The sequence below is a fragment of the Sphingopyxis sp. BE235 genome (assembly GCF_031457175.1).
GTDB lineage: Bacteria > Pseudomonadota > Alphaproteobacteria > Sphingomonadales > Sphingomonadaceae > Sphingopyxis.
The window spans coordinates 743,838-760,426 of the sequence record NZ_JAVDWC010000001.1; the positions used below are offsets into that span (position 1 = coordinate 743,838).

The 16,589-nt window shown below is 66.2% G+C and carries 17 protein-coding genes; 9 read left to right on the top strand and 8 right to left on the bottom strand.

Features of this window, described 5'->3' with window-relative positions; translation table 11 throughout:
- Window positions 1-23: 23 nt before the first annotated feature.
- Complete coding sequence (lpdA, locus tag J2X38_RS03600; RefSeq protein ID WP_310251418.1) at window positions 24-1,421, top strand: dihydrolipoyl dehydrogenase; 1,398 nt, start codon at window positions 24-26, stop codon at window positions 1,419-1,421.
- A gap of 24 nt (window positions 1,422-1,445) precedes the next feature.
- A complete protein-coding gene (locus J2X38_RS03605) occupies window positions 1,446-2,783 on the top strand; it encodes an amidohydrolase (protein WP_310251420.1) in 1,338 nt (445 codons plus the stop codon).
- A 5-nt stretch (window positions 2,784-2,788) separates the two neighbouring features.
- On the opposite strand, the gene J2X38_RS03610 is transcribed toward J2X38_RS03605, so the two are convergent.
- The gene (locus J2X38_RS03610; RefSeq protein WP_310251422.1) at window positions 2,789-3,250 is read right to left on the bottom strand and encodes a GFA family protein; all 462 of its coding nucleotides are present in this window, start codon (window positions 3,248-3,250) and stop codon (window positions 2,789-2,791) included.
- Window positions 3,251-3,303: 53 nt separating this feature from the next.
- Between J2X38_RS03610 and J2X38_RS03615 the strand changes: the two genes are divergently transcribed.
- The 3 genes from J2X38_RS03615 (at window position 3,304) to J2X38_RS03625 (ending at window position 6,232) form a co-directional block, all read left to right on the top strand.
- Complete coding sequence (locus tag J2X38_RS03615) at window positions 3,304-3,924, top strand: trimeric intracellular cation channel family protein (RefSeq protein ID WP_058536915.1); 621 nt, start codon at window positions 3,304-3,306, stop codon at window positions 3,922-3,924.
- A 105-nt stretch (window positions 3,925-4,029) separates the two neighbouring features.
- A complete protein-coding gene (locus J2X38_RS03620) occupies window positions 4,030-5,304 on the top strand; it encodes an oxygenase MpaB family protein (RefSeq protein WP_310251426.1) in 1,275 nt (424 codons plus the stop codon).
- Window positions 5,305-5,329: 25 nt separating this feature from the next.
- Entirely contained in the window at window positions 5,330-6,232 is a 903-nt protein-coding gene (locus J2X38_RS03625; RefSeq protein ID WP_310251428.1) for an alpha/beta fold hydrolase, read from the top strand.
- Window positions 6,233-6,262: 30 nt separating this feature from the next.
- Here J2X38_RS03625 and sppA read toward each other — a convergent pair whose 3' ends face one another.
- The 4 genes from sppA to J2X38_RS03645 all read right to left on the bottom strand — a co-directional run bounded on the left by sppA (window position 6,263) and on the right by J2X38_RS03645 (window position 10,818).
- Complete coding sequence (sppA, locus tag J2X38_RS03630; RefSeq protein ID WP_310251430.1) at window positions 6,263-8,245, bottom strand: signal peptide peptidase SppA; 1,983 nt, start codon at window positions 8,243-8,245, stop codon at window positions 6,263-6,265.
- Between the two features lie 78 nt (window positions 8,246-8,323).
- A complete protein-coding gene (locus J2X38_RS03635) occupies window positions 8,324-9,220 on the bottom strand; it encodes an NAD(P)H-binding protein (RefSeq protein ID WP_310252679.1) in 897 nt (298 codons plus the stop codon).
- Window positions 9,221-9,267: 47 nt separating this feature from the next.
- Window positions 9,268-10,374 carry a glutamate 5-kinase gene (gene proB, locus J2X38_RS03640; RefSeq protein ID WP_310251432.1) on the bottom strand — a complete coding sequence of 369 codons (1,107 nt, stop codon included), beginning with the start codon at window positions 10,372-10,374 and terminating at the stop codon, window positions 9,268-9,270.
- Between the two features lie 81 nt (window positions 10,375-10,455).
- Complete coding sequence (locus J2X38_RS03645; protein WP_310251434.1) at window positions 10,456-10,818, bottom strand: VOC family protein; 363 nt, start codon at window positions 10,816-10,818, stop codon at window positions 10,456-10,458.
- A gap of 110 nt (window positions 10,819-10,928) precedes the next feature.
- On the opposite strand from J2X38_RS03645, the gene J2X38_RS03650 reads away from it, so the two are divergent.
- Together J2X38_RS03650 and J2X38_RS03655 are read left to right on the top strand one after the other, a co-directional pair.
- The gene (locus J2X38_RS03650; RefSeq protein ID WP_310251436.1) at window positions 10,929-11,414 is read left to right on the top strand and encodes an Lrp/AsnC family transcriptional regulator; all 486 of its coding nucleotides are present in this window, start codon (window positions 10,929-10,931) and stop codon (window positions 11,412-11,414) included.
- Window positions 11,415-11,520: 106 nt separating this feature from the next.
- Complete coding sequence (locus J2X38_RS03655; RefSeq protein WP_310251438.1) at window positions 11,521-12,543, top strand: pyridoxal-phosphate dependent enzyme; 1,023 nt, start codon at window positions 11,521-11,523, stop codon at window positions 12,541-12,543.
- Window positions 12,544-12,576: 33 nt separating this feature from the next.
- Here the strand turns inward: J2X38_RS03655 and J2X38_RS03660 are convergent, their stop codons facing one another.
- The 3 genes from J2X38_RS03660 to J2X38_RS03670 form a co-directional block, all read right to left on the bottom strand.
- The gene (locus J2X38_RS03660; RefSeq protein WP_310251440.1) at window positions 12,577-13,371 is read right to left on the bottom strand and encodes a MipA/OmpV family protein; all 795 of its coding nucleotides are present in this window, start codon (window positions 13,369-13,371) and stop codon (window positions 12,577-12,579) included.
- Between the two features lie 50 nt (window positions 13,372-13,421).
- Window positions 13,422-14,462 carry a GTPase ObgE gene (gene obgE, locus J2X38_RS03665; RefSeq protein ID WP_310251442.1) on the bottom strand — a complete coding sequence of 347 codons (1,041 nt, stop codon included), beginning with the start codon at window positions 14,460-14,462 and terminating at the stop codon, window positions 13,422-13,424.
- Between the two features lie 175 nt (window positions 14,463-14,637).
- Window positions 14,638-15,246 (bottom strand): TetR/AcrR family transcriptional regulator, encoded by a 609-nt coding sequence (locus J2X38_RS03670; protein WP_058536906.1) that lies wholly within the window; start codon window positions 15,244-15,246, stop codon window positions 14,638-14,640.
- A 56-nt stretch (window positions 15,247-15,302) separates the two neighbouring features.
- On the opposite strand from J2X38_RS03670, the gene J2X38_RS03675 reads away from it, so the two are divergent.
- Both J2X38_RS03675 and J2X38_RS03680 read left to right on the top strand, forming a co-directional pair.
- Window positions 15,303-16,193 (top strand): metal-dependent hydrolase, encoded by an 891-nt coding sequence (locus J2X38_RS03675; protein ID WP_310251445.1) that lies wholly within the window; start codon window positions 15,303-15,305, stop codon window positions 16,191-16,193.
- A gap of 151 nt (window positions 16,194-16,344) precedes the next feature.
- Window positions 16,345-16,569, top strand: a complete 225-nt coding sequence (locus J2X38_RS03680) for a hypothetical protein (RefSeq protein ID WP_310251447.1) — start codon at window positions 16,345-16,347, stop codon at window positions 16,567-16,569.
- The last annotated feature ends 20 nt before the right edge of the window (window positions 16,570-16,589 follow it).

A 16,589-nucleotide genomic window follows, 5' to 3' on the forward strand; every position in this document is an offset into this window, starting at 1 on the left:
CAGAAAATTGAGGTAGATTGAACATGGCTGATTACGACTACGACGTCCTTGTCATCGGTTCGGGCCCCGGCGGTTATGTCGCGGCGATCCGCGCGGCGCAGCTGGGCCTGAAGACCGCGTGCGCCGAAGGGCGCGAGACGCTGGGCGGCACCTGCCTCAACGTCGGCTGCATCCCGTCGAAGGCGATGCTCCACGCGTCGGAATATTTCGAAGCGGCGGCCGGCGGCGCGATGGCGGCGATGGGCATCAAAGTGAAGCCCGAGCTCGACCTCCCCGTGATGCACGGTCAACGCAAGGATGCGGTCAAGGGCCTGACCGGCGGCATCGAATTCCTGTTCAAGAAGAACAAGATCGACTGGCTGAAGGGCTATGCCCAGTTCACGTCGAAGGACAGCGTCGAAGTTGCGGGCAAGACGTACCGCGCGAAGAACATCATCATCGCCACCGGCTCGTCGGTGACCCCGCTTCCGGGCGTCGACGTCGATAACGACAAGCAGATCATCGTCGATTCGACCGGCGCGCTCGAACTCGCGAAGGTTCCGGGTCACATGGTCGTGATCGGCGGCGGCGTGATCGGGCTTGAACTCGGCAGCGTGTGGCGCCGCCTCGGCGCCAAGGTCACCGTCGTCGAATTCCTCGACCAGATCCTGCCTGGAATGGACGGCGACGTCCGCAAGGACGCGAACAAGATTCTCAAGAAGCAGGGCATGGAATTCAAGCTCAAGACCAAGGTCACCAAGGCCGAGGTGAAGGGCAAGAAGGCGGTGCTGACGCTCGAGCCCGCGGCCGGCGGCGACGCCGAAACGCTCGAAGCCGACGTCGTGCTCGTGTCGATCGGGCGCCGTCCGAACACCGACGGCCTCGGACTCGACAAGGCGGGTCTTGCGGTCAACCAGCGCGGCCAGATCGAAACCGACCATGATTTTTCGACGCTGGTCCCCGGCATCTGGGCGATCGGCGACGTCATTCCCGGCCCGATGCTTGCGCACAAGGCCGAGGACGAAGGCATCGCCTGCGCCGAGAATATCGCCGGACTGACCGGCATCGTGAACCACGACGTCATCCCGTCGGTCGTCTACACCTGGCCCGAAATCGCCGGCGTCGGCCTGACCGAAGAGCAGGCGAAGGAAAAGGGTGAGGTCAAGGTCGGCAAGTTCCCGATGATGGCGAACAGCCGTGCCAAGACCAACCACGAGCCCGACGGCTTCGTGAAGGTGATCGCTGACGCGAAGAGCGACCGCGTGCTCGGCGTGTGGTGCATCGCGAGCGTCGCGGGCACGATGATCGCACAGGCCGCGCAGGCGATGGAATTCGGCGCGACGTCCGAAGATATCGCCTACACGTGCCACGCGCATCCGACGCATAGCGAGGCGATCAAGGAAGCCGCGATGGCGGTGACGGGCAAGCCGATCCACATCTGACAAAATATAATGGGGGAGAGAATTATGGCGAAGCATTGGCTCTGGGCAGGGGCTTCGCTGGCTCTCTCCCTCACCGCGACCGGGGCCGAGGCGGCGCCCGACCTCAATGCCGCCAATGCGCGGCTGACCGCGCTGCTCGACAAAAATTACCCGGCGCTCGATGCGCTCTACAAGGATCTGCATCAGAATCCCGAACTCGGGCTGCAAGAGGTCCGCACCGCGGGCATCCTCGCGCAGCATCTGCGCAAGGCGGGTTTCACCGTGACCGAGAAGGTCGGCGGCACCGGCGTCGTCGGCGTGCTGAAGAATGGCGAAGGCCCCACCATCCTCATCCGCGCCGACATGGACGCGCTGCCGATGGAGGAAAAGACGGGGCTCGCCTGGTCGAGCAAGGCGCGCGCGACCTATGAGGGCAAGGATGTGCCCGTGATGCACGCGTGCGGGCACGACACGCATGTCGCCTATCTGGTCGGCGTCGCGCAGGCGCTCGCCGCAATGCGCGATAGCTGGTCGGGCACGGTGGTGCTGATCGGCCAGCCCGCCGAAGAGATTTTGAAGGGCGCGAAGGCGATGCTCGACGACGGGCTGCTGACGCGCTTTCCCAAGCCCGATTATGGCTTCGCCGCACATGTTCTGAACGGCCCCACCGGCACGGTCGCGATCAAGGCGGGCACCGCCTTCTCCGCCTCCGACAGCTATTCGATCACCTTCCACGGCCGTGGCGGGCATGGTTCGATGCCATCGATGGCGCTCGACCCGATCCCGATCGCGGCGCGCTTCGTTACCGATGTGCAGACGGTGATCAGCCGCGAGAAGGATCCGGGTGCCTTCGGGGTGCTGACGATCGGTGCGATCAACGCGGGCAGCGCGCCCAACATCATCCCCGACAGCGCCGAGGTGAAGGTCAACATCCGCTCGCTGACCCCCGAGGTGCGCCAGCTCCTCCGTTCGGGCGCCGAGCGCTCGGCGAAGGCGGCGGCGATGATGGGCAACGCGCCCGAACCGACGATCACCTATCTGACCGGCACCGCGAGCCTGGTGAACAATGAGTCGATGGCGGCGAACGGATTTGCAACGCTGAAGCCGGTGTTCGGCGAACGCCTGTTCTTCGCGCCGGCGAGCGCCGCGCCGGTGTCGGCGAGCGAGGATTATTCGGAGTTCGTCGACGCGGGCATCCCGTCGCTCTATTTCGCGATCGGCGGCTATGACCCTGCGGTGCTTGCCGACCTGAAGGCGAAGGGGCAGCCGGTGCCGACGAACCATTCGCCCTTCTTCGCGCCGAAAGCCGAACCGGTGATCCGGAACGCGGTGGCGGCGATCGTGCTGTCGGTCATCGGCGGTGTGCGCCCCGACGCGAAATAGGGCTTTCAGCGAGCCATCATCGCCTGCCACCGGCGCTGTGCGTCGGCGCTCCACACGTGCTCGGGTGACGGATAGAAATCCGGAAAGACCTTTGCGTCGTCGGGAAGAACGACCCACGGCTGTTTGCTTCGCGTGAAAATATGCACATCGGGCGGACATCGGTCGGGGTCGTCGAGCGTACCGACGCGGACGAAGGAGGAGCGGCGGCCCGAGTTGGGATAATGGCTCCAGAGTGCGATCCGGCAGGTCGGACAGCGGATGATTTCTTGCCCCCGGCCGCTTTCCGACGGGGTCATTACATAATCGAGTATCCCTTCGGCCTCGACGCGCTCGCTCTCGATCACGGCGTTGATCACAAAGGCGCTGCCGGTCTCGCGCTGGCACCAGCGGCAATGACAGCAATGGACGATCATCGGTGCCGCGGTCAGCCGGTAACGAACCGCGCCGCACGTGCATCTGCCTTCCATGACTGCCTCCTCTCCATTGTGCCATATCGCGCGCGATGATAGCCCGGCGCGCGATGGATACACAAACGCTCGTCCGCCTGCTCGACCTCGTCGGCATCGGCGTCTTCGCGCTGTCGGGCGCGCTCATGGCGGTGCGGCTGCGCCAGACGCTGGTGACTGCCGCCTTCTTCGCACTGGTGACCGGCGTCGGCGGCGGCAGCGTGCGCGACCTGCTGATCGGTGCGCCGGTGTTCTGGGTGCAGGATGGCGCGATCGCGGCGGTGTGCATTGCGATTGCGATGGTCGTCTGGCTCACCCCCGAACGCTGGTGGCAAGGGCAATTGCTCGAATGGGCCGACGCGGTGGGGCTGGCCGCCTATGCGGTGTTCGGCACCGCGAAGGCGCTGGCGTGGGGCGTCCCGCCCGTTCCGGCGCTGATGATGGGGGTGATCACCGGCTGCGTCGGCGGCACGATCCGCGATATCCTGGCCGGCGTGCCATCGATTATCATGCGGCCCGAAGTCTATGTGACCGCGGCGGCGCTGGCGTCGGGCCTGTTCCTCCTGCTGCAATGGCTGGGGACGGGGACGGCGGTCGCGGCAGTCGCGGGCGCGGTCGCGGGCTTCATCCTGCGCGGCGCGGCGATCCGCTGGTCGCTCGCGCTTCCGGCCTATCGCGATCCCAAAGGCGGATAGGCCAAAATCGGTTAGGCTTGCCAAATCGCGAAACTCTGTCAGTTTCGGCTTATGAACAGTGATGTCAGCACCATCGCCCGCCGGGTGCGGGGCCAGGCGGACGCCTTGCCCGAGCTGTTCGGCCGTTTCGATTTCGACAAGGCGCCCGAACGCTGGGCGCCCGAGGCCGACGCCGTCAGCGAGCTCAGCCGCGTCCGCAGCATCGACCGCGCGGCCTATCTGGACGATCCCGAGCTGCTCGGCCGCATTCGCGAATATACGATGCTCGGCGACCGGACGGGCGACGCTTATGCCGCGCTGATGCCGCGCTACGGCTTCCAGCGCACCGTCGCGATGCTGGTCGAGGCGTGCGACAAGGGCATCGACGCGGTTCCCGATGCGCCGCCCGAACTCGCCGCGCTGATCCGCGAGATGGAGCAGAAGCCCGATTGGCTCGACATGACATTGGTCGAAGAAGGCGCCGCCTATGAACGCAATGCGACCGCGAACCTCTCGCCCTTTCTGATCCGCGGCGCATTCATCGCGACCTTCCTCAACAAATATTCGGCGCTGCCGATGGCGCTGACCGGCACGCTCGGTCAGGCGACCGCGGCGCGGCGGGTGAAGGAAACCGCGACCTTCTTTGCCACGACCGCATTGCCCGGTGCGCTCGATCGCTTCGGGCCGGGGTTCAAGGCGGCGGCGATGGTACGGCTGATGCACTCGATGGTGCGCGTCAACGTGCTGTCGCGGCCGGGCATGTGGGACACCGAAACCTATGGCATGCCGATCCCGCAGCTTGACCAGATGCCTGCGGGGCTGATCCCGGTCTATTTTCTGTCGCAGGAGGTGCTCGCGAAGGGCCGCACGACCTTCACCCGGCTCGAACGCGGCCGCGTCGAGCTCGCGCGTTATCGCTGCTATCTGCTCGGGCTGCCCGAGGATCTGCTCGCCGACACGCCGCAGGAGATCGTCCGCATCTGGCGCACGCGCAGCGCGACCTTGCGCTACGAATATGACGATCAGGTCTGCGGCGGGCTGCTGCGCGCGACGATGGATGCCGAGCTGTCGAAGGACAGGTCGCCGAAGGGGCTGGTGAAGCGCCGCCTCGAATATTCGGTCAGCCGCGTCTTTTTCGTGAAAGCCTTCCTCGCCGGTGACGAGGCGCGCGCGGCGAATGTCGGCGTGCCGGTGAAGCGCCGCGATCACCTGATCTATGGCGCGACGATGCTCGGCATTGCGGGGCGCATGGCCGCCTATCGTGCCGCCTCGCGCCTGCCGGTGCTCCGCCACCTCGCCGACCGCCGCCTCGTGCGCCGGATCGAGCGTCAACTCGACGGCTATGGCCGCGCCGAATTCACGTCCGACGCCGCAAATTACAAACCCGCCACGGCGGGTTGATCCGACTTCCAGCCAAGGGATTTTCATGCAGACCGAACAGGCGACCGTTAACGGCATCAGCATCACCTATGAAGACAAGGGGCCGCGCGATGCGCCCGTCATATTGCTGGTGATGGGGCTGGGCGGACAACTGACCTTGTGGCCCGACGAGTTCGTCGACGCGCTGAACACCCGCGGTTTCCGCACGATCCGCTACGATAATCGCGACGTCGGACTGTCGACGCGTTTCGAGGCGGCGGGGGTGCCGAACGTCAAATGGATGATCGTCAAATCGGTGATCGGGCTGCCGATCCGGCCCGCCTACACGCTGGCCGACATGGCCGCGGACGGCATTGGGCTGCTCGACCATTTGGGGATTAAGCGCGCCCATGTCGTCGGCGTGTCGATGGGCGGCATGATTTCGCAGCATATCGCGGCGCGCTATCCGGATCGCGTGCTGTCGCTGACGTCGGTGATGTCGACCACGGGCAACCGCCGCCTGCCGCGCGCGCAGAAGGAAGCGATGCAGGTGCTCGCCAACCGCCCGATGAACGGCGACAAGGAGGCGCTGATCGCCTACTCGGTCAACGCCGCGCGCGTGATCGGCAGCCCCGGCTATCCCGCGACCGAGGAGCGGCTGCAGCGCCGCGTGCGCGCCGACTTCGAGCGCGGCTGGTATCCGCAGGGCGTCGCGCGGCAAATGGCGGCGATTGTCGCCGATGGCGACCGGCGGGGATTGCTCAAGAATATCAAGGCGCCGACGCTCGTCATCCATGGCGAGGACGATCCGCTCGTGCCGCTCCCCGGCGGGCGCGACACCGCGGAGAATATCGCGGGGGCGCGGCTGCTGACGATCCCCGGCATGGGCCACGACCTGCCGCTCGGGCTGGTCGAAACGATGGCCGATGCGATTTCGGAACACGCAAAACAAGTCGCCGTCGCGGCGTAGTTCTCCCCTCCCGCTTGCGGGAGGGGGTTATTATTTCAGCAACAGCGCCAGCGCCCCTAAGAACCCCTTCGCCTCGGCCTGACCCGGCCGCGGGACGACGGGAAGGTACGCGCGGCAGTCGAGGCACGACGCCTGCACCGACCCCGCCTGCGTCAGCATCGTCAGATCCTGCACCAGCCGCCGTTCGGTGAGCTGGCGATTCATCGCGGCGATGCCGAACCAGCCGCGCGGCAATGCCGCGGTTTCTTCTTCGGCACCGGACCAACTGGCGAGCATCTTCGAGAATTCGCTCGGCTCGTCCTCGAAATATTTGGCGTGGAATTCGCCGTCGACCTTCGCAAGCTTCGCCGCGGCTTTCAGCGCGTCGGGCAGGCCGCCGAACTGGTCGATCAGGCCGATCTGGCGCGCGGTGCCGCCCGCCCACACGCGCCCTTCGGCGATCGTGCGGATTTTCTCGATCGGCTGCTTGCGGCTCTTGGCGACGAGACCGGTGAAGCGGCCATAGATGTCCTCGACACTCGCCTGCGCCAGCGCGTTGAACTCGTCGTTCACCCCGCCGAACACGTCGGGCTGGCCCGACAGCGGGGTCGTTGCGATGCCGTCGGCGTTGACCCCGATCTTGGCGAGCGCCTGGTCGAAACTCGGCAATATGCCGAACACGCCGATCGATCCGGTGATCGTCTCGGGCTCGGCAAAGATGCGGTCGGCGGGGGTTGCAACCCAATAGCCGCCCGACGCCGCGACATTCGCCATCGAGACGACGATCGGCAGCTTCTTCGCCTTCGCGGCGAGCAGCGCCTGCCGGATTTCTTCCGACGCCAGCACCGACCCGCCGGGCGAATCGACACGCAGGACGATCGCCTTGACGCTGCTGTCGGTCGCGGCGTCGAGGATATGCTTTGCAACGGTTTCGCCGCCCGCCACGCCGCTCGGCGCCTCGCCATCGACGATTTCGCCGACGACGGGGACGACCGCGATCGTGCTGCCGCTGGTCGAGGGCGGATTGGCCGCGACCCAGTTTTCGAGCGGGATGGCGTTATATTCCCACGGCTTGCTGTCGTCGGCGGCGCCGCTGATCTCGGCGACGCGGCGGTTGAACGCCATGCGGCTGCCGACCTTGTCGACAAGGCCCGCATCGACCGAAGCCTTCGACAAATCATTGCCCGCCGCGCGCACCGCACCCGCGGTGTCGGCGATGAAGGCGTCGAGCTTCGCCGCCGGGCGCGCCTTTTTGACGTCGGTCAGCCAGTTGTCCCACAGCACGCTGGCATAGGCGAGGTCGGCTTCCTTCGCTTCGGGCGACTGGTCGGTGCGCAGGAAGGGCTCGACCGCGCTTTTGAAGGTGCCGACGCGGTAGATATGCGCGGTGACACCGAGGCGATCCATCAACCCCTTGTAATAGAGGCGCGACCCGCCCGGGCCGGCGATCGCGACGCCCCCGACGCCGTCGGCCCAGATTTCGCTGGCGTGCGCCGCGACCTGATAGCTGTCGGTGGTGTAGGCGGTGGCAAAGGCGAGCACCGGCTTTTTCTTCGCGCGCACCTTGTCGACCGCGGCGCCGATTTCGGCGAGCGAGACCTGTCCGCCGCCGAGGAAGCGGTCGAGGTCGAGCACGACCGAAGTCACGCGCTTGTCGTCGGCGGCAACCTCCAGCGCGTGGACGACGTCGCGGACGCGGATTTCCTTGAGCTGCGCGCCGCCCGACAAGGCCGCGAGCGGATCGACTTCCGAGGGCTGTTCGCTGACGATGCCGTCGAGTTCGATCAGCAGCGCGCCCTGGCTGACGGGCAGGCCGGCGTTGGGACGTCCCGAAAGCAGGCCGAACAAAGCAACAAAGAACAGCAGCAGGAAAATCAGCGCGAGCGCGTCCTTGATCCCGACGAGCAGGTGCCAGACCTTGCGCGGAAAGCTGGTCGTCGACTTCGGCTTGTCGTCGCCGGGCAGCGGGCGGCGGACGGGGATGGCCCAGGGGCCGGCGGGATCGTTGGGCGTGTTCGCAGTGGTGTCGGTCATGTCCGCAAACCTAGGGATGCGGCTCGCCCTTGGCAATGCACGCTTCGACGGGCGAACACCGACGCCGCACCGGTGACGTCAGAGCCAGCCTTCGCGGCGATACCAGCGCACAGTCTCGGCCAGAGCATCGTCGGTGTCGCGCTCGGGGCGCCACAGCGCAGCGGGCGGACACGCGCCTTCGGTCGCGACCCAGTCGGGATGCGCGATATAGCGCGCGCGGTCGGGGGTCAGCTTGGCGCGGCTGCGGCGCACCAGCTTGTCGAGCCGTCCGCCGGCCCTGAGCAACAAGGCGGGGGTCGCGACCGTCGACAGCCGCTGCCGCCCGACGGCACGCGCGACCGCGCGGGCAAAGCCGCGATGCGACCAGCCGGTGGGCTTGCCGTCGTCGGGCTCGTAAATCTGCCCGATGCTGGCGCCCCGGTTGGCGGCGAGCGTGACGAGCAGCCGCGCAAGCTCATCGACATAAATTGCCGACATGCGTCCGCTCGGCACCAGCGCGATGCCGCGCCGCGCCATGCGGAACAGGTCGAGCATTTCGGTGTCACCGGGGCCGAACACCGCGGGCGGACGCACGATCGTCCAGTCGAGACCGCTTGCCATCACCACCGCCTCGGCGCGCTCTTTCGACCAGCCATAGTTGGAGATGCCGGGTTCGCGCGCCGCGAGCGAGGACACATGGATGAAGCGCGTCACCCCGGCACCGCGTGCGGCATCGACGACATTCGCCGTCGCGGTCGCGTTACCCGCCTCGAACGCCGCGCGGGTAGGCACGTTGACTACCCCCGCGATATGCATGACGACGTCGCTGCCCTTCGCCATCTCGGCAAGGCTGTCCTTGTCATCGAGCGCGCCCATGATCCACGTCACGCCGTCGCGCGCGGGCTGCGGGCGGCGGGTGAGGGCGCGGACGTGCCAGCCCGCCGCGACCGCATCGCGCATCGTCGCGCCGCCCACGAAGCCGGTCGCGCCGGTCATCGCGAGCACGCGCCTGTCCTGATTCTCCCCGGAACGGGGAGGGGCGCTCACAGCAGCACCATATGGTCGCGGTGGACCATCGCGCTGCGCGGTGCATAACCGAGCGTCGCCTCTTGCGCGTCGCGGCCGAGGCCGACGATGTTCGCGGCGTCGGCACCCGGATATTCGGACAGGCCGCGCGCGATGACGCGCCCGTCGGGGCCGGCGATGTCGAGGATGTCGCCGCGCGCGAAACTGCCGCTGACCGCGGTCACGCCGGCGGCAAGCAGGCTAGCGCCGCCGTGCAACGCCTTCGCGGCACCCGCGTCGATCTCGATCCGGCCCTTCGCGGTCAAGCCGCCCGCCAGCCAGGCCTTGCGCGCGCTCGCGCCCTTGTCGGCGACGAACAGGCTGTGGCGTGCTTCGGTCGACAGCGGCCGGTCGATGCGCCCCGACGCGATCGCAAGGTGCGCCCCCGCAGCGTTGGCGATGCGCGCCGCGGCGATCTTAGACACCATGCCGCCCGATCCCATGCCCGACGCCGAACCCGTGTCGGCCATCGCCTCGATGCTCGCGTCGATGCGTTCGATGCGCGCGATATGGACGGCACCGTCCTGCGCGGGGTTGCGGTCGTACAGCCCGTCGATGTCGGACAACAGGATCACCCCGCCCGCCGCTGCAGCTTGGGCCACGCGCGCGGCGAGGCGGTCGTTGTCGCCGAAGCGGATTTCCTCGGTGGCGACGCTGTCATTCTCGTTGATGATCGGCACGACGCCAAGGCTGAGCAGCCGGTCGAGCGTCGCCGCGGCGTTGAGGTAGCGGCGGCGATGTTCGAGATCGTCGAGCGTGACGAGCATCTGCGCCGCGGTCAGCCCTTCGGCGCCCAGCACTTCGGCCCACACCTGCGAGAGTGCGATCTGCCCCGTCGCAGCGGCGGCCTGCGCATCCTCGAGCGTCCCGCGCCCGCCCTTGGCGAGCCCGAGCCGCCGCGCGCCAAGCGCGATCGCGCCCGATGAGACGACGGCAACCTGCTGGCCCGCCCGCGTCCGTTCGGCAATGTCGGCCGCGATGCCGACAAGCCAGTCACGCCTTACCGCGCCCGACGGATCGACGAGCAAGGCCGATCCGATCTTGACGATGAGGCGGGGGCAGGATGCGGGCGGAAACAGGCTCATGGCGCCGCCGATAGCGCGCGGCGGGCGTAACGCCAATGCCTAGCTTGGTATCAGCCAGCGATAGGGAGGTTGCTGCGCCGCTCAGCCTTCGGCGGAGTGACAGACGAATTCGACCAGTCGTCCATCGGGATCGCGCGCGTAGCCCGCATAATAATTGGGGTGGATATGCGGCGCGAGCGCCGGGGCGCGATCCTGTTGGCCGGCGCTCCCGCTGGCCCGCAAGTAGGCATCCTGCACCAGCGCGCGCGTTGGCGCGCCAAATGCATAATGAACATCGATCGAGGGATCGCCATCGGCGATCCAGAAATCGAGCCGGCCTTCGTGACCAAATCCCTTGGCCGGGCCGTCGATGGCGAGTTCATAGCCAAGCGGGCCGAGGACGGTGCGATAGAAGGCGACACAATCGTCCATGCGGCGTGTACGGATTTCGAGATGGTCGAGCATGGATTCTTTCCGGATGAGGGTTGGGAAAGCGCAGTTTAGTGCGAGTGTTCGACGATTTTCCGCGTTGATGGACGTCAATTGGCGGGCAATCGGCGAAAATTGCGCCTATCATGCTGAATATGGCCACGACCGACCTCGATCGTTTTGACCGCCAATTGCTGGCTGCGATGCAATCGGACGCGAGCGCGACGTCCGAAAAGCTCGCGGAGACGATTGCCCTGTCGCCGTCGGCGATCCAGCGCCGGTTGCGGCGGCTTCGCGATCTTGGCGCCATTGTCCGCGAAACCGCCATCCTCGACCCCCGCTTTGTCGGCAACCCGACCCTTTTTGTGGTCGCGCTTCAAGTCGAGCGCGAACGCCCCGAGCTGCTCGCGCAGCTCCGCCGCTGGCTCACGGCGGAAGACCATGTTCAACAGGCCTTTTATGTGACGGGCGAGGCCGATTTCATCCTGATCGTCACCGCGCCGAGCACGGAGGAATATGATGCCCTGATGACGCGACTGGTAAGCGAAAATGCCAATGTCCGACGCTTCACCACCAACGTCGCGCTCGGCGTGGTCAAAAGAGGGTTGATGATACCGATCGCCGAAGATTGAATCGATTGCGGAAAATCCGCTTGGCGCGCGGCAGCATTGCCCAAATTCCGCGCGGGACAGTCGCGAAACACGGCCGGCCGTTCCAGAGCGATGATAAAATCGCGGCATGGAACAGATATCCCGCCATCCCGACGATCTGATGTCCGATCGGCCCACGTCGCTTGTCGATCTGCCGTTGCTCGCGGAGCGATGCGGCGTCGCAAAAATATGGGCGAAGCTGGAAAGCGAACGGCCACTCGGCAATTTCAAATCACTGGGCGGCGCGCATGCCGCGCTATGGGCGCTCGCAACCGTGACGGGGCACGATGATGTCCCGACCTTTCTGGCCCGCCTGCCCATGCCGCTTCCCACGCTGGTGTGTGCGAGCGACGGCAATCACGGTCTGGCGGTCGCCGCCGTCGCGCGCCGCGTCGGCGCGCCGGCTCGCATCTATCTTCCCGCCGCGGTGGGCGGAGCCCGTGCGGCACGGATCGAGGCGATGGGGGCCACCATCATTCGTGTCGAAGGAACCTATGACCAGGCGGTCGCGGCTGCTGCCGCAGCAAGCGACGGTGTGCGAACCCTGCTCATCGCCGACACGACCGACGATATGGACGACCCGGTCGCTACCAAGGTCATGGAGGGATATGGACGGATCGCACTGGAAATTCGCACCCAACTTCGCGCCGATGGATCCGCTTATCCCACCCACGCCTTTATCCAGGCGGGCGTCGGCGGGCTGGCAGCCGCGATGGCGGAAGGACTCTGCCCGTATGAAGGGGGGCTTTGCCAATTGGTCACGGTCGAGCCGCAATCGGCGCCGTGTGTCGAACGGGCCCTGCGAAATGGTTCACCGATCCTCGTGCCCGGATCGCTCGAAACTTCGGCCGAAATGCTGTCCTGCGGACTCGCATCGGCCCCCGCGGTGGCCTCGCTGCTTCGATACGGCGCCGAACCGCTGCTGGTCGACGAAGGCGTGATCGAGGAAGCGGTAGAATTGCTCGATCTTGCGGGCGGTCCCCGGACCACCCCGTCGGGCGCCACGGGTCTGGCCGGCCTTCTCCATGTTTCGCGCGATACGGGGGCACGGGTGCGGCTAAAGTTCGATCGCGAGTCCCGCATCTTGCTTGTCGTAACCGAGGGTGTCTGACGCAGCCCAATCAGGATGGGCGCCTGTGTTGCGTCACTGGTCCCCGCCGAAAGTGTAGCTGAGCGCGACACCCGCCGACGGCTGGCTCCGCGATCCAAGCTCGCGCGTCACCGGCGAATCGGCCGCATCGCCGACGAGACGGTCGTAACGGCCATAAACCGCGATGCCCCAGCGCTTGCCGAGCATGCGGTGATAGCCCGCGGCGACGCCGACCGACTGGACGCCGCCGCCCGGATCATAGGCGGGAAGGCCCGATGTCGCCGCGGCGGCTGGCGTCACGCCGAAATAGGCGCGCGTATATTTGGCATCGCCCAGCGTCACGCGCGGGCCGATTGAGAAGAGCCAGTCGTCGCCCTGCCGCGCGACATAATCGGCGCTGACTTCGCCGGTCCAGCCCTTGTGGCCGCTCAGCCCCTTGCGCCCCTCAAGGCGAAGGCGGAGTTCGGGGGTCAGATGAACCTGCCCGAACGCGCCGGCCTCGACCGACAAACCGACCTTGGGCAGGTCGGCGCCGATATCGGACGCCTTGCGTTTGCCGATGAAGCCGAAAGCCGGACCAAAGGCGAAATTGCCCGAACGGATCAGCGGCGAGCCGAAGCTCTCGTCAGGCGCCTCGAATGTGAACTCGCTATCGCGGGTGCGCGAGACATCGACGTAGGGACCGACGCTGAACTTGTCCGCGCCCGGCCATGACGGCGACAACTGCGGCCCGAGGATGATGCGCGTGCGCTTTTCTCCGCCTTCATTGCCTTCCTGCGCATTTGCCGGGACGGACGCCAGCGTGAGCGCGGTAAGGAACAGGGCGGGAAACTTGTTGCGATCGGTCATGCGAAATCCTTGTTGTTCCGCATGAAATTCCCAGCGGTAGTGTTTCGTTCCTAGACCGGCGACCAGCCCGGGGCTTCGTCGCTTTCGTCCTCGCCGGGTTCGGGGTGGCCGATCGCCTCCAGCAGCTTGTCGAGCACCTCGGGCACGCCGGCGCCGCTCGCACCCGAGAGCGCCATCACCGGATGCCCGCTTTCTTCGGCGAGTTCGGCTGACAGCGCGGCGATCAGTTCGTCGTCGAGCGTGTCGATCTTGTTCAGTGCGACGATCACCGGCTTGTCATTGAGGTCGGCGCCATAGGCTTCGAGTTCGTCGCGCACGATGCGGTAGCTGGTGGCGACATCCTCGTCGTTCGCGTCGACGAGGTGGAGGAGCACGCGGCAGCGTTCGATATGGCCGAGGAAGCGGTCGCCGACTCCGGCGCCTTCGGCGGCGCCCTCGATCAGCCCGGGGATGTCGGCCACGACGAATTCATTGCCCTTGTGGCTCACCACACCGAGCTGCGGGCGCAGCGTCGTGAAGGCATAGGCGCCGACCTTCGCCTGCGCATTGGACACGCCGTTGATGAAGGTCGACTTGCCCGCATTGGGCAGGCCGACAAGGCCGGCGTCGGCGAGCAGTTTCAGCCGCAGCCACACCCACATTTCCTCGCCCGGCCACCCCGGCCCATGCTGGCGCGGGGCGCGATTGGTCGATGTCTTGTACGACGCGTTACCGCGCCCGCCATCGCCGCCGCGCAGGAAGACGAGCTGTTCGCCTTCCTTGGTGAGGTCGGCGAGCAGGCTGCGATCCTCATCATCGTCGAGAATCTGCGTGCCGATCGGAACCTGGATGACGAGGTCGGGGCCGCCCGCCCCGGTACGGTCGCGTCCCGAACCGGGGGTGCCGCGCTTCGCCTTGAAATGCTGGGTATAGCGAAAATCGATCAGCGTGTTGAGGCCCGCGACCGCTTCGAAAATCACGTCGCCGCCCTTGCCGCCATTGCCGCCGTCGGGGCCGCCATATTCGACATATTTTTCGCGCCGGAAACTGACGGCGCCGGGGCCGCCGTCGCCGGACTTGATGAAAATCTTGGCTTGGTCGAGGAAATGCATGGCGGGGCCTTCAGGGCGGAAACGAGAGACTAAACATTCAATCCCGTTCGTGTCGAGCGAAGTCGAGACACCCGGCAGCATGGCGCCAAGCCGAGGGGCATCTCGACTTCGCTCGATGCGAACGGGGATCGGGGATGCGGCCCCTTAGCGCGCGCGCAACAAAATTGCCAGCGGCTTAGCCCTGCGGCTTCCCGCCATGCTCGACCCAGAATTTGGCGATCCGTCCGGTGATGAGTTCGGTCGCTAGTACGCGCGAGGTGTCGCGCGGCAGGTCGAGCGCCTCGGCCATCGGTCCGCCGAGCTGCGCGTCGCCGAGCGCCATCAGTACCAGCGCGAGCGTGTCTTCGTGCATCAGCCGCTTTTCATGCGCGTCGGGCGACATGCCGTCGATCAGCTTGTGGATCGCATCGACGATCGGATCGAGCGCATCGTCATTGCCCGTCGCCGCCATCCATGTCGCGAGCGCGCCCGCGCCGCCCTCGTTAAAGGCATCGAAGGCGAGATCGACGATTTCGCGCACATTGCGTTCGCCCGGCGGCGATTCGGCCATCTTCCGGCCGATCGTCGCGCACACCGTTTCGGCCTGATAGGCGGCGAGCGCCTTTTGCAGCCCTGCGGCGCTGCCGAAATGGTGGAGCAGGTTCGCGTGCGTGCGGTCGATGCGCGCCGCCACGGCCTTCAGCGTCACCGCCGCCGGTCCCGTTTCGACCAGAATCTGACGCGCAGCCTCGAGCGCCGCCGAACGGCTTTCCTCGGGACTCAAACGCTTCTTCACTATTGACATATGTGTAAGTAAACCCTATTGCTGGCCCGTCTCCCCTTTTCGACGGTATGAGCCATATGTCCAGCCTTTCCCAGTCGCCGACGCCCGCCGATCTTTCGATCACCCCGCGCGATATGCGCTTTGGCCGCGACGACAAACAGGGCCGCTGGTGGCTGAACGGCGACCCGATCGCGTCGGCGTTCCACACCGCATTGTCGGTGACCTTTCCGCGCGGCGAGGCGATGTTCATCGAGGCGGTGAAGGCGCACCGCGACGGTGTGCCCGACAAGCTGGCGCGCGAAATCCGCGCCTTCACGCAGCAGGAAGTGATCCACAGCCGCGAACATGTCGTCTTTAACAAAAAGGCGGCGGAAGCGGGATACGATCTTTCGGAGCTTGAGGATGACGTGAACCAGGTTCTCGATCTCATCAAGACGCGCCCGCAGATCGTCAACCTGATGGCGACGATCGCGCTCGAACATTATACCGCGATGATGGCGGCGGTGATGCTGCGCGAGGACAAGATGTACGCCGGCGCCGAGCCCGAATGGGCCGCGCTGTGGAAATGGCACGCGATCGAGGAAATCGAGCATAAGGGCGTCGCCTACGACACATGGCTCCACGCGACGAAGGACTGGAGCCGCTTCCGGCGCTGGCGCGCCAAGTCGCTGATGATGATCCTCGTCACCACGCGTTTCTGGCCGAAGCGCGTGAAGGGGATGAAGGCTCTGCTGCGTCAGGACGGCCTGACCGGCTGGCGCGTCACCGCGCGCATCTGGTGGTATCTGCTCGGGACGCCCGGGGTGCTGCGCAAGAGCTTCTTCCCCTGGCTTTCCTATTTCATGCCCGGCTTCCACCCGTGGAACCACGACGATCGCGCGCTGATCGGGAAATATGAAAGCGACTATGCCGATGCGATCATGCCGGCGCATTCGTCGAAACCCGAATTGGCCGCCGCCGCCGCCTGATCGCCCTTCTCCGCGGTTGCGGCGGTCCAGAGCGGTTCTCTCTCCCTGCTTCTGGGCCGCCTCATCCGCGGAGAGGTGACGTCAAAGCCGCTGGACGCCGCCGATGCGGTCTCATATCCCTTCATGCGTGGAGGGACCAATGCAGCCACATATGACCGCGGCCGAAGTCACGCAGTTCGAGCTGCAGCTTGCGGGGCGTTCATCCTTGCTCGAATTCGGTTGCGGCGGCAGCACGGTGGTGGCGGCGCGGCAAGTGCGGCGGATCGTCAGCGTCGACAGCGATCCCGCCTGGCTGGCCAAGGTCCAGGCCGACGTCAGGCGCGAAGTCGTCGAATTCACACCCTTTCACGTCGACATCGGCCCCGTCGGCGAATGAGGCTATCCGGCGGATGAAAG

Bases quoted from the DNA above. Each gene is read 5' to 3' on its own strand.
- J2X38_RS03625 (WP_310251428.1), top strand. From the start codon at position 5,330: ATGCAGACCGAACAGGCGACCGTTAACGGCATCAGCATCACCTATGAA.
- proB (WP_310251432.1), bottom strand. From the start codon at position 10,374: ATGAGCCTGTTTCCGCCCGCATCCTGCCCCCGCCTCATCGTCAAGATC.
- J2X38_RS03615 (WP_058536915.1), top strand. From the start codon at position 3,304: ATGGATACACAAACGCTCGTCCGCCTGCTCGACCTCGTCGGCATCGGC.
- obgE (WP_310251442.1), bottom strand. From the start codon at position 14,462: ATGCATTTCCTCGACCAAGCCAAGATTTTCATCAAGTCCGGCGACGGC.
- sppA (WP_310251430.1), bottom strand. From the start codon at position 8,245: ATGACCGACACCACTGCGAACACGCCCAACGATCCCGCCGGCCCCTGG.
- J2X38_RS03635 (WP_310252679.1), bottom strand. From the start codon at position 9,220: ATGACCGGCGCGACCGGCTTCGTGGGCGGCGCGACGATGCGCGATGCG.
- J2X38_RS03675 (WP_310251445.1), top strand. From the start codon at position 15,303: ATGTCCAGCCTTTCCCAGTCGCCGACGCCCGCCGATCTTTCGATCACC.
- J2X38_RS03670 (WP_058536906.1), bottom strand. From the start codon at position 15,246: ATGTCAATAGTGAAGAAGCGTTTGAGTCCCGAGGAAAGCCGTTCGGCG.
- J2X38_RS03655 (WP_310251438.1), top strand. From the start codon at position 11,521: ATGGAACAGATATCCCGCCATCCCGACGATCTGATGTCCGATCGGCCC.
- J2X38_RS03605 (WP_310251420.1), top strand. From the start codon at position 1,446: ATGGCGAAGCATTGGCTCTGGGCAGGGGCTTCGCTGGCTCTCTCCCTC.
- J2X38_RS03660 (WP_310251440.1), bottom strand. From the start codon at position 13,371: ATGACCGATCGCAACAAGTTTCCCGCCCTGTTCCTTACCGCGCTCACG.
- J2X38_RS03680 (WP_310251447.1), top strand. From the start codon at position 16,345: ATGACCGCGGCCGAAGTCACGCAGTTCGAGCTGCAGCTTGCGGGGCGT.
- J2X38_RS03645 (WP_310251434.1), bottom strand. From the start codon at position 10,818: ATGCTCGACCATCTCGAAATCCGTACACGCCGCATGGACGATTGTGTC.
- J2X38_RS03650 (WP_310251436.1), top strand. From the start codon at position 10,929: ATGCTGAATATGGCCACGACCGACCTCGATCGTTTTGACCGCCAATTG.
- J2X38_RS03610 (WP_310251422.1), bottom strand. From the start codon at position 3,250: ATGGAAGGCAGATGCACGTGCGGCGCGGTTCGTTACCGGCTGACCGCG.
- lpdA (WP_310251418.1), top strand. From the start codon at position 24: ATGGCTGATTACGACTACGACGTCCTTGTCATCGGTTCGGGCCCCGGC.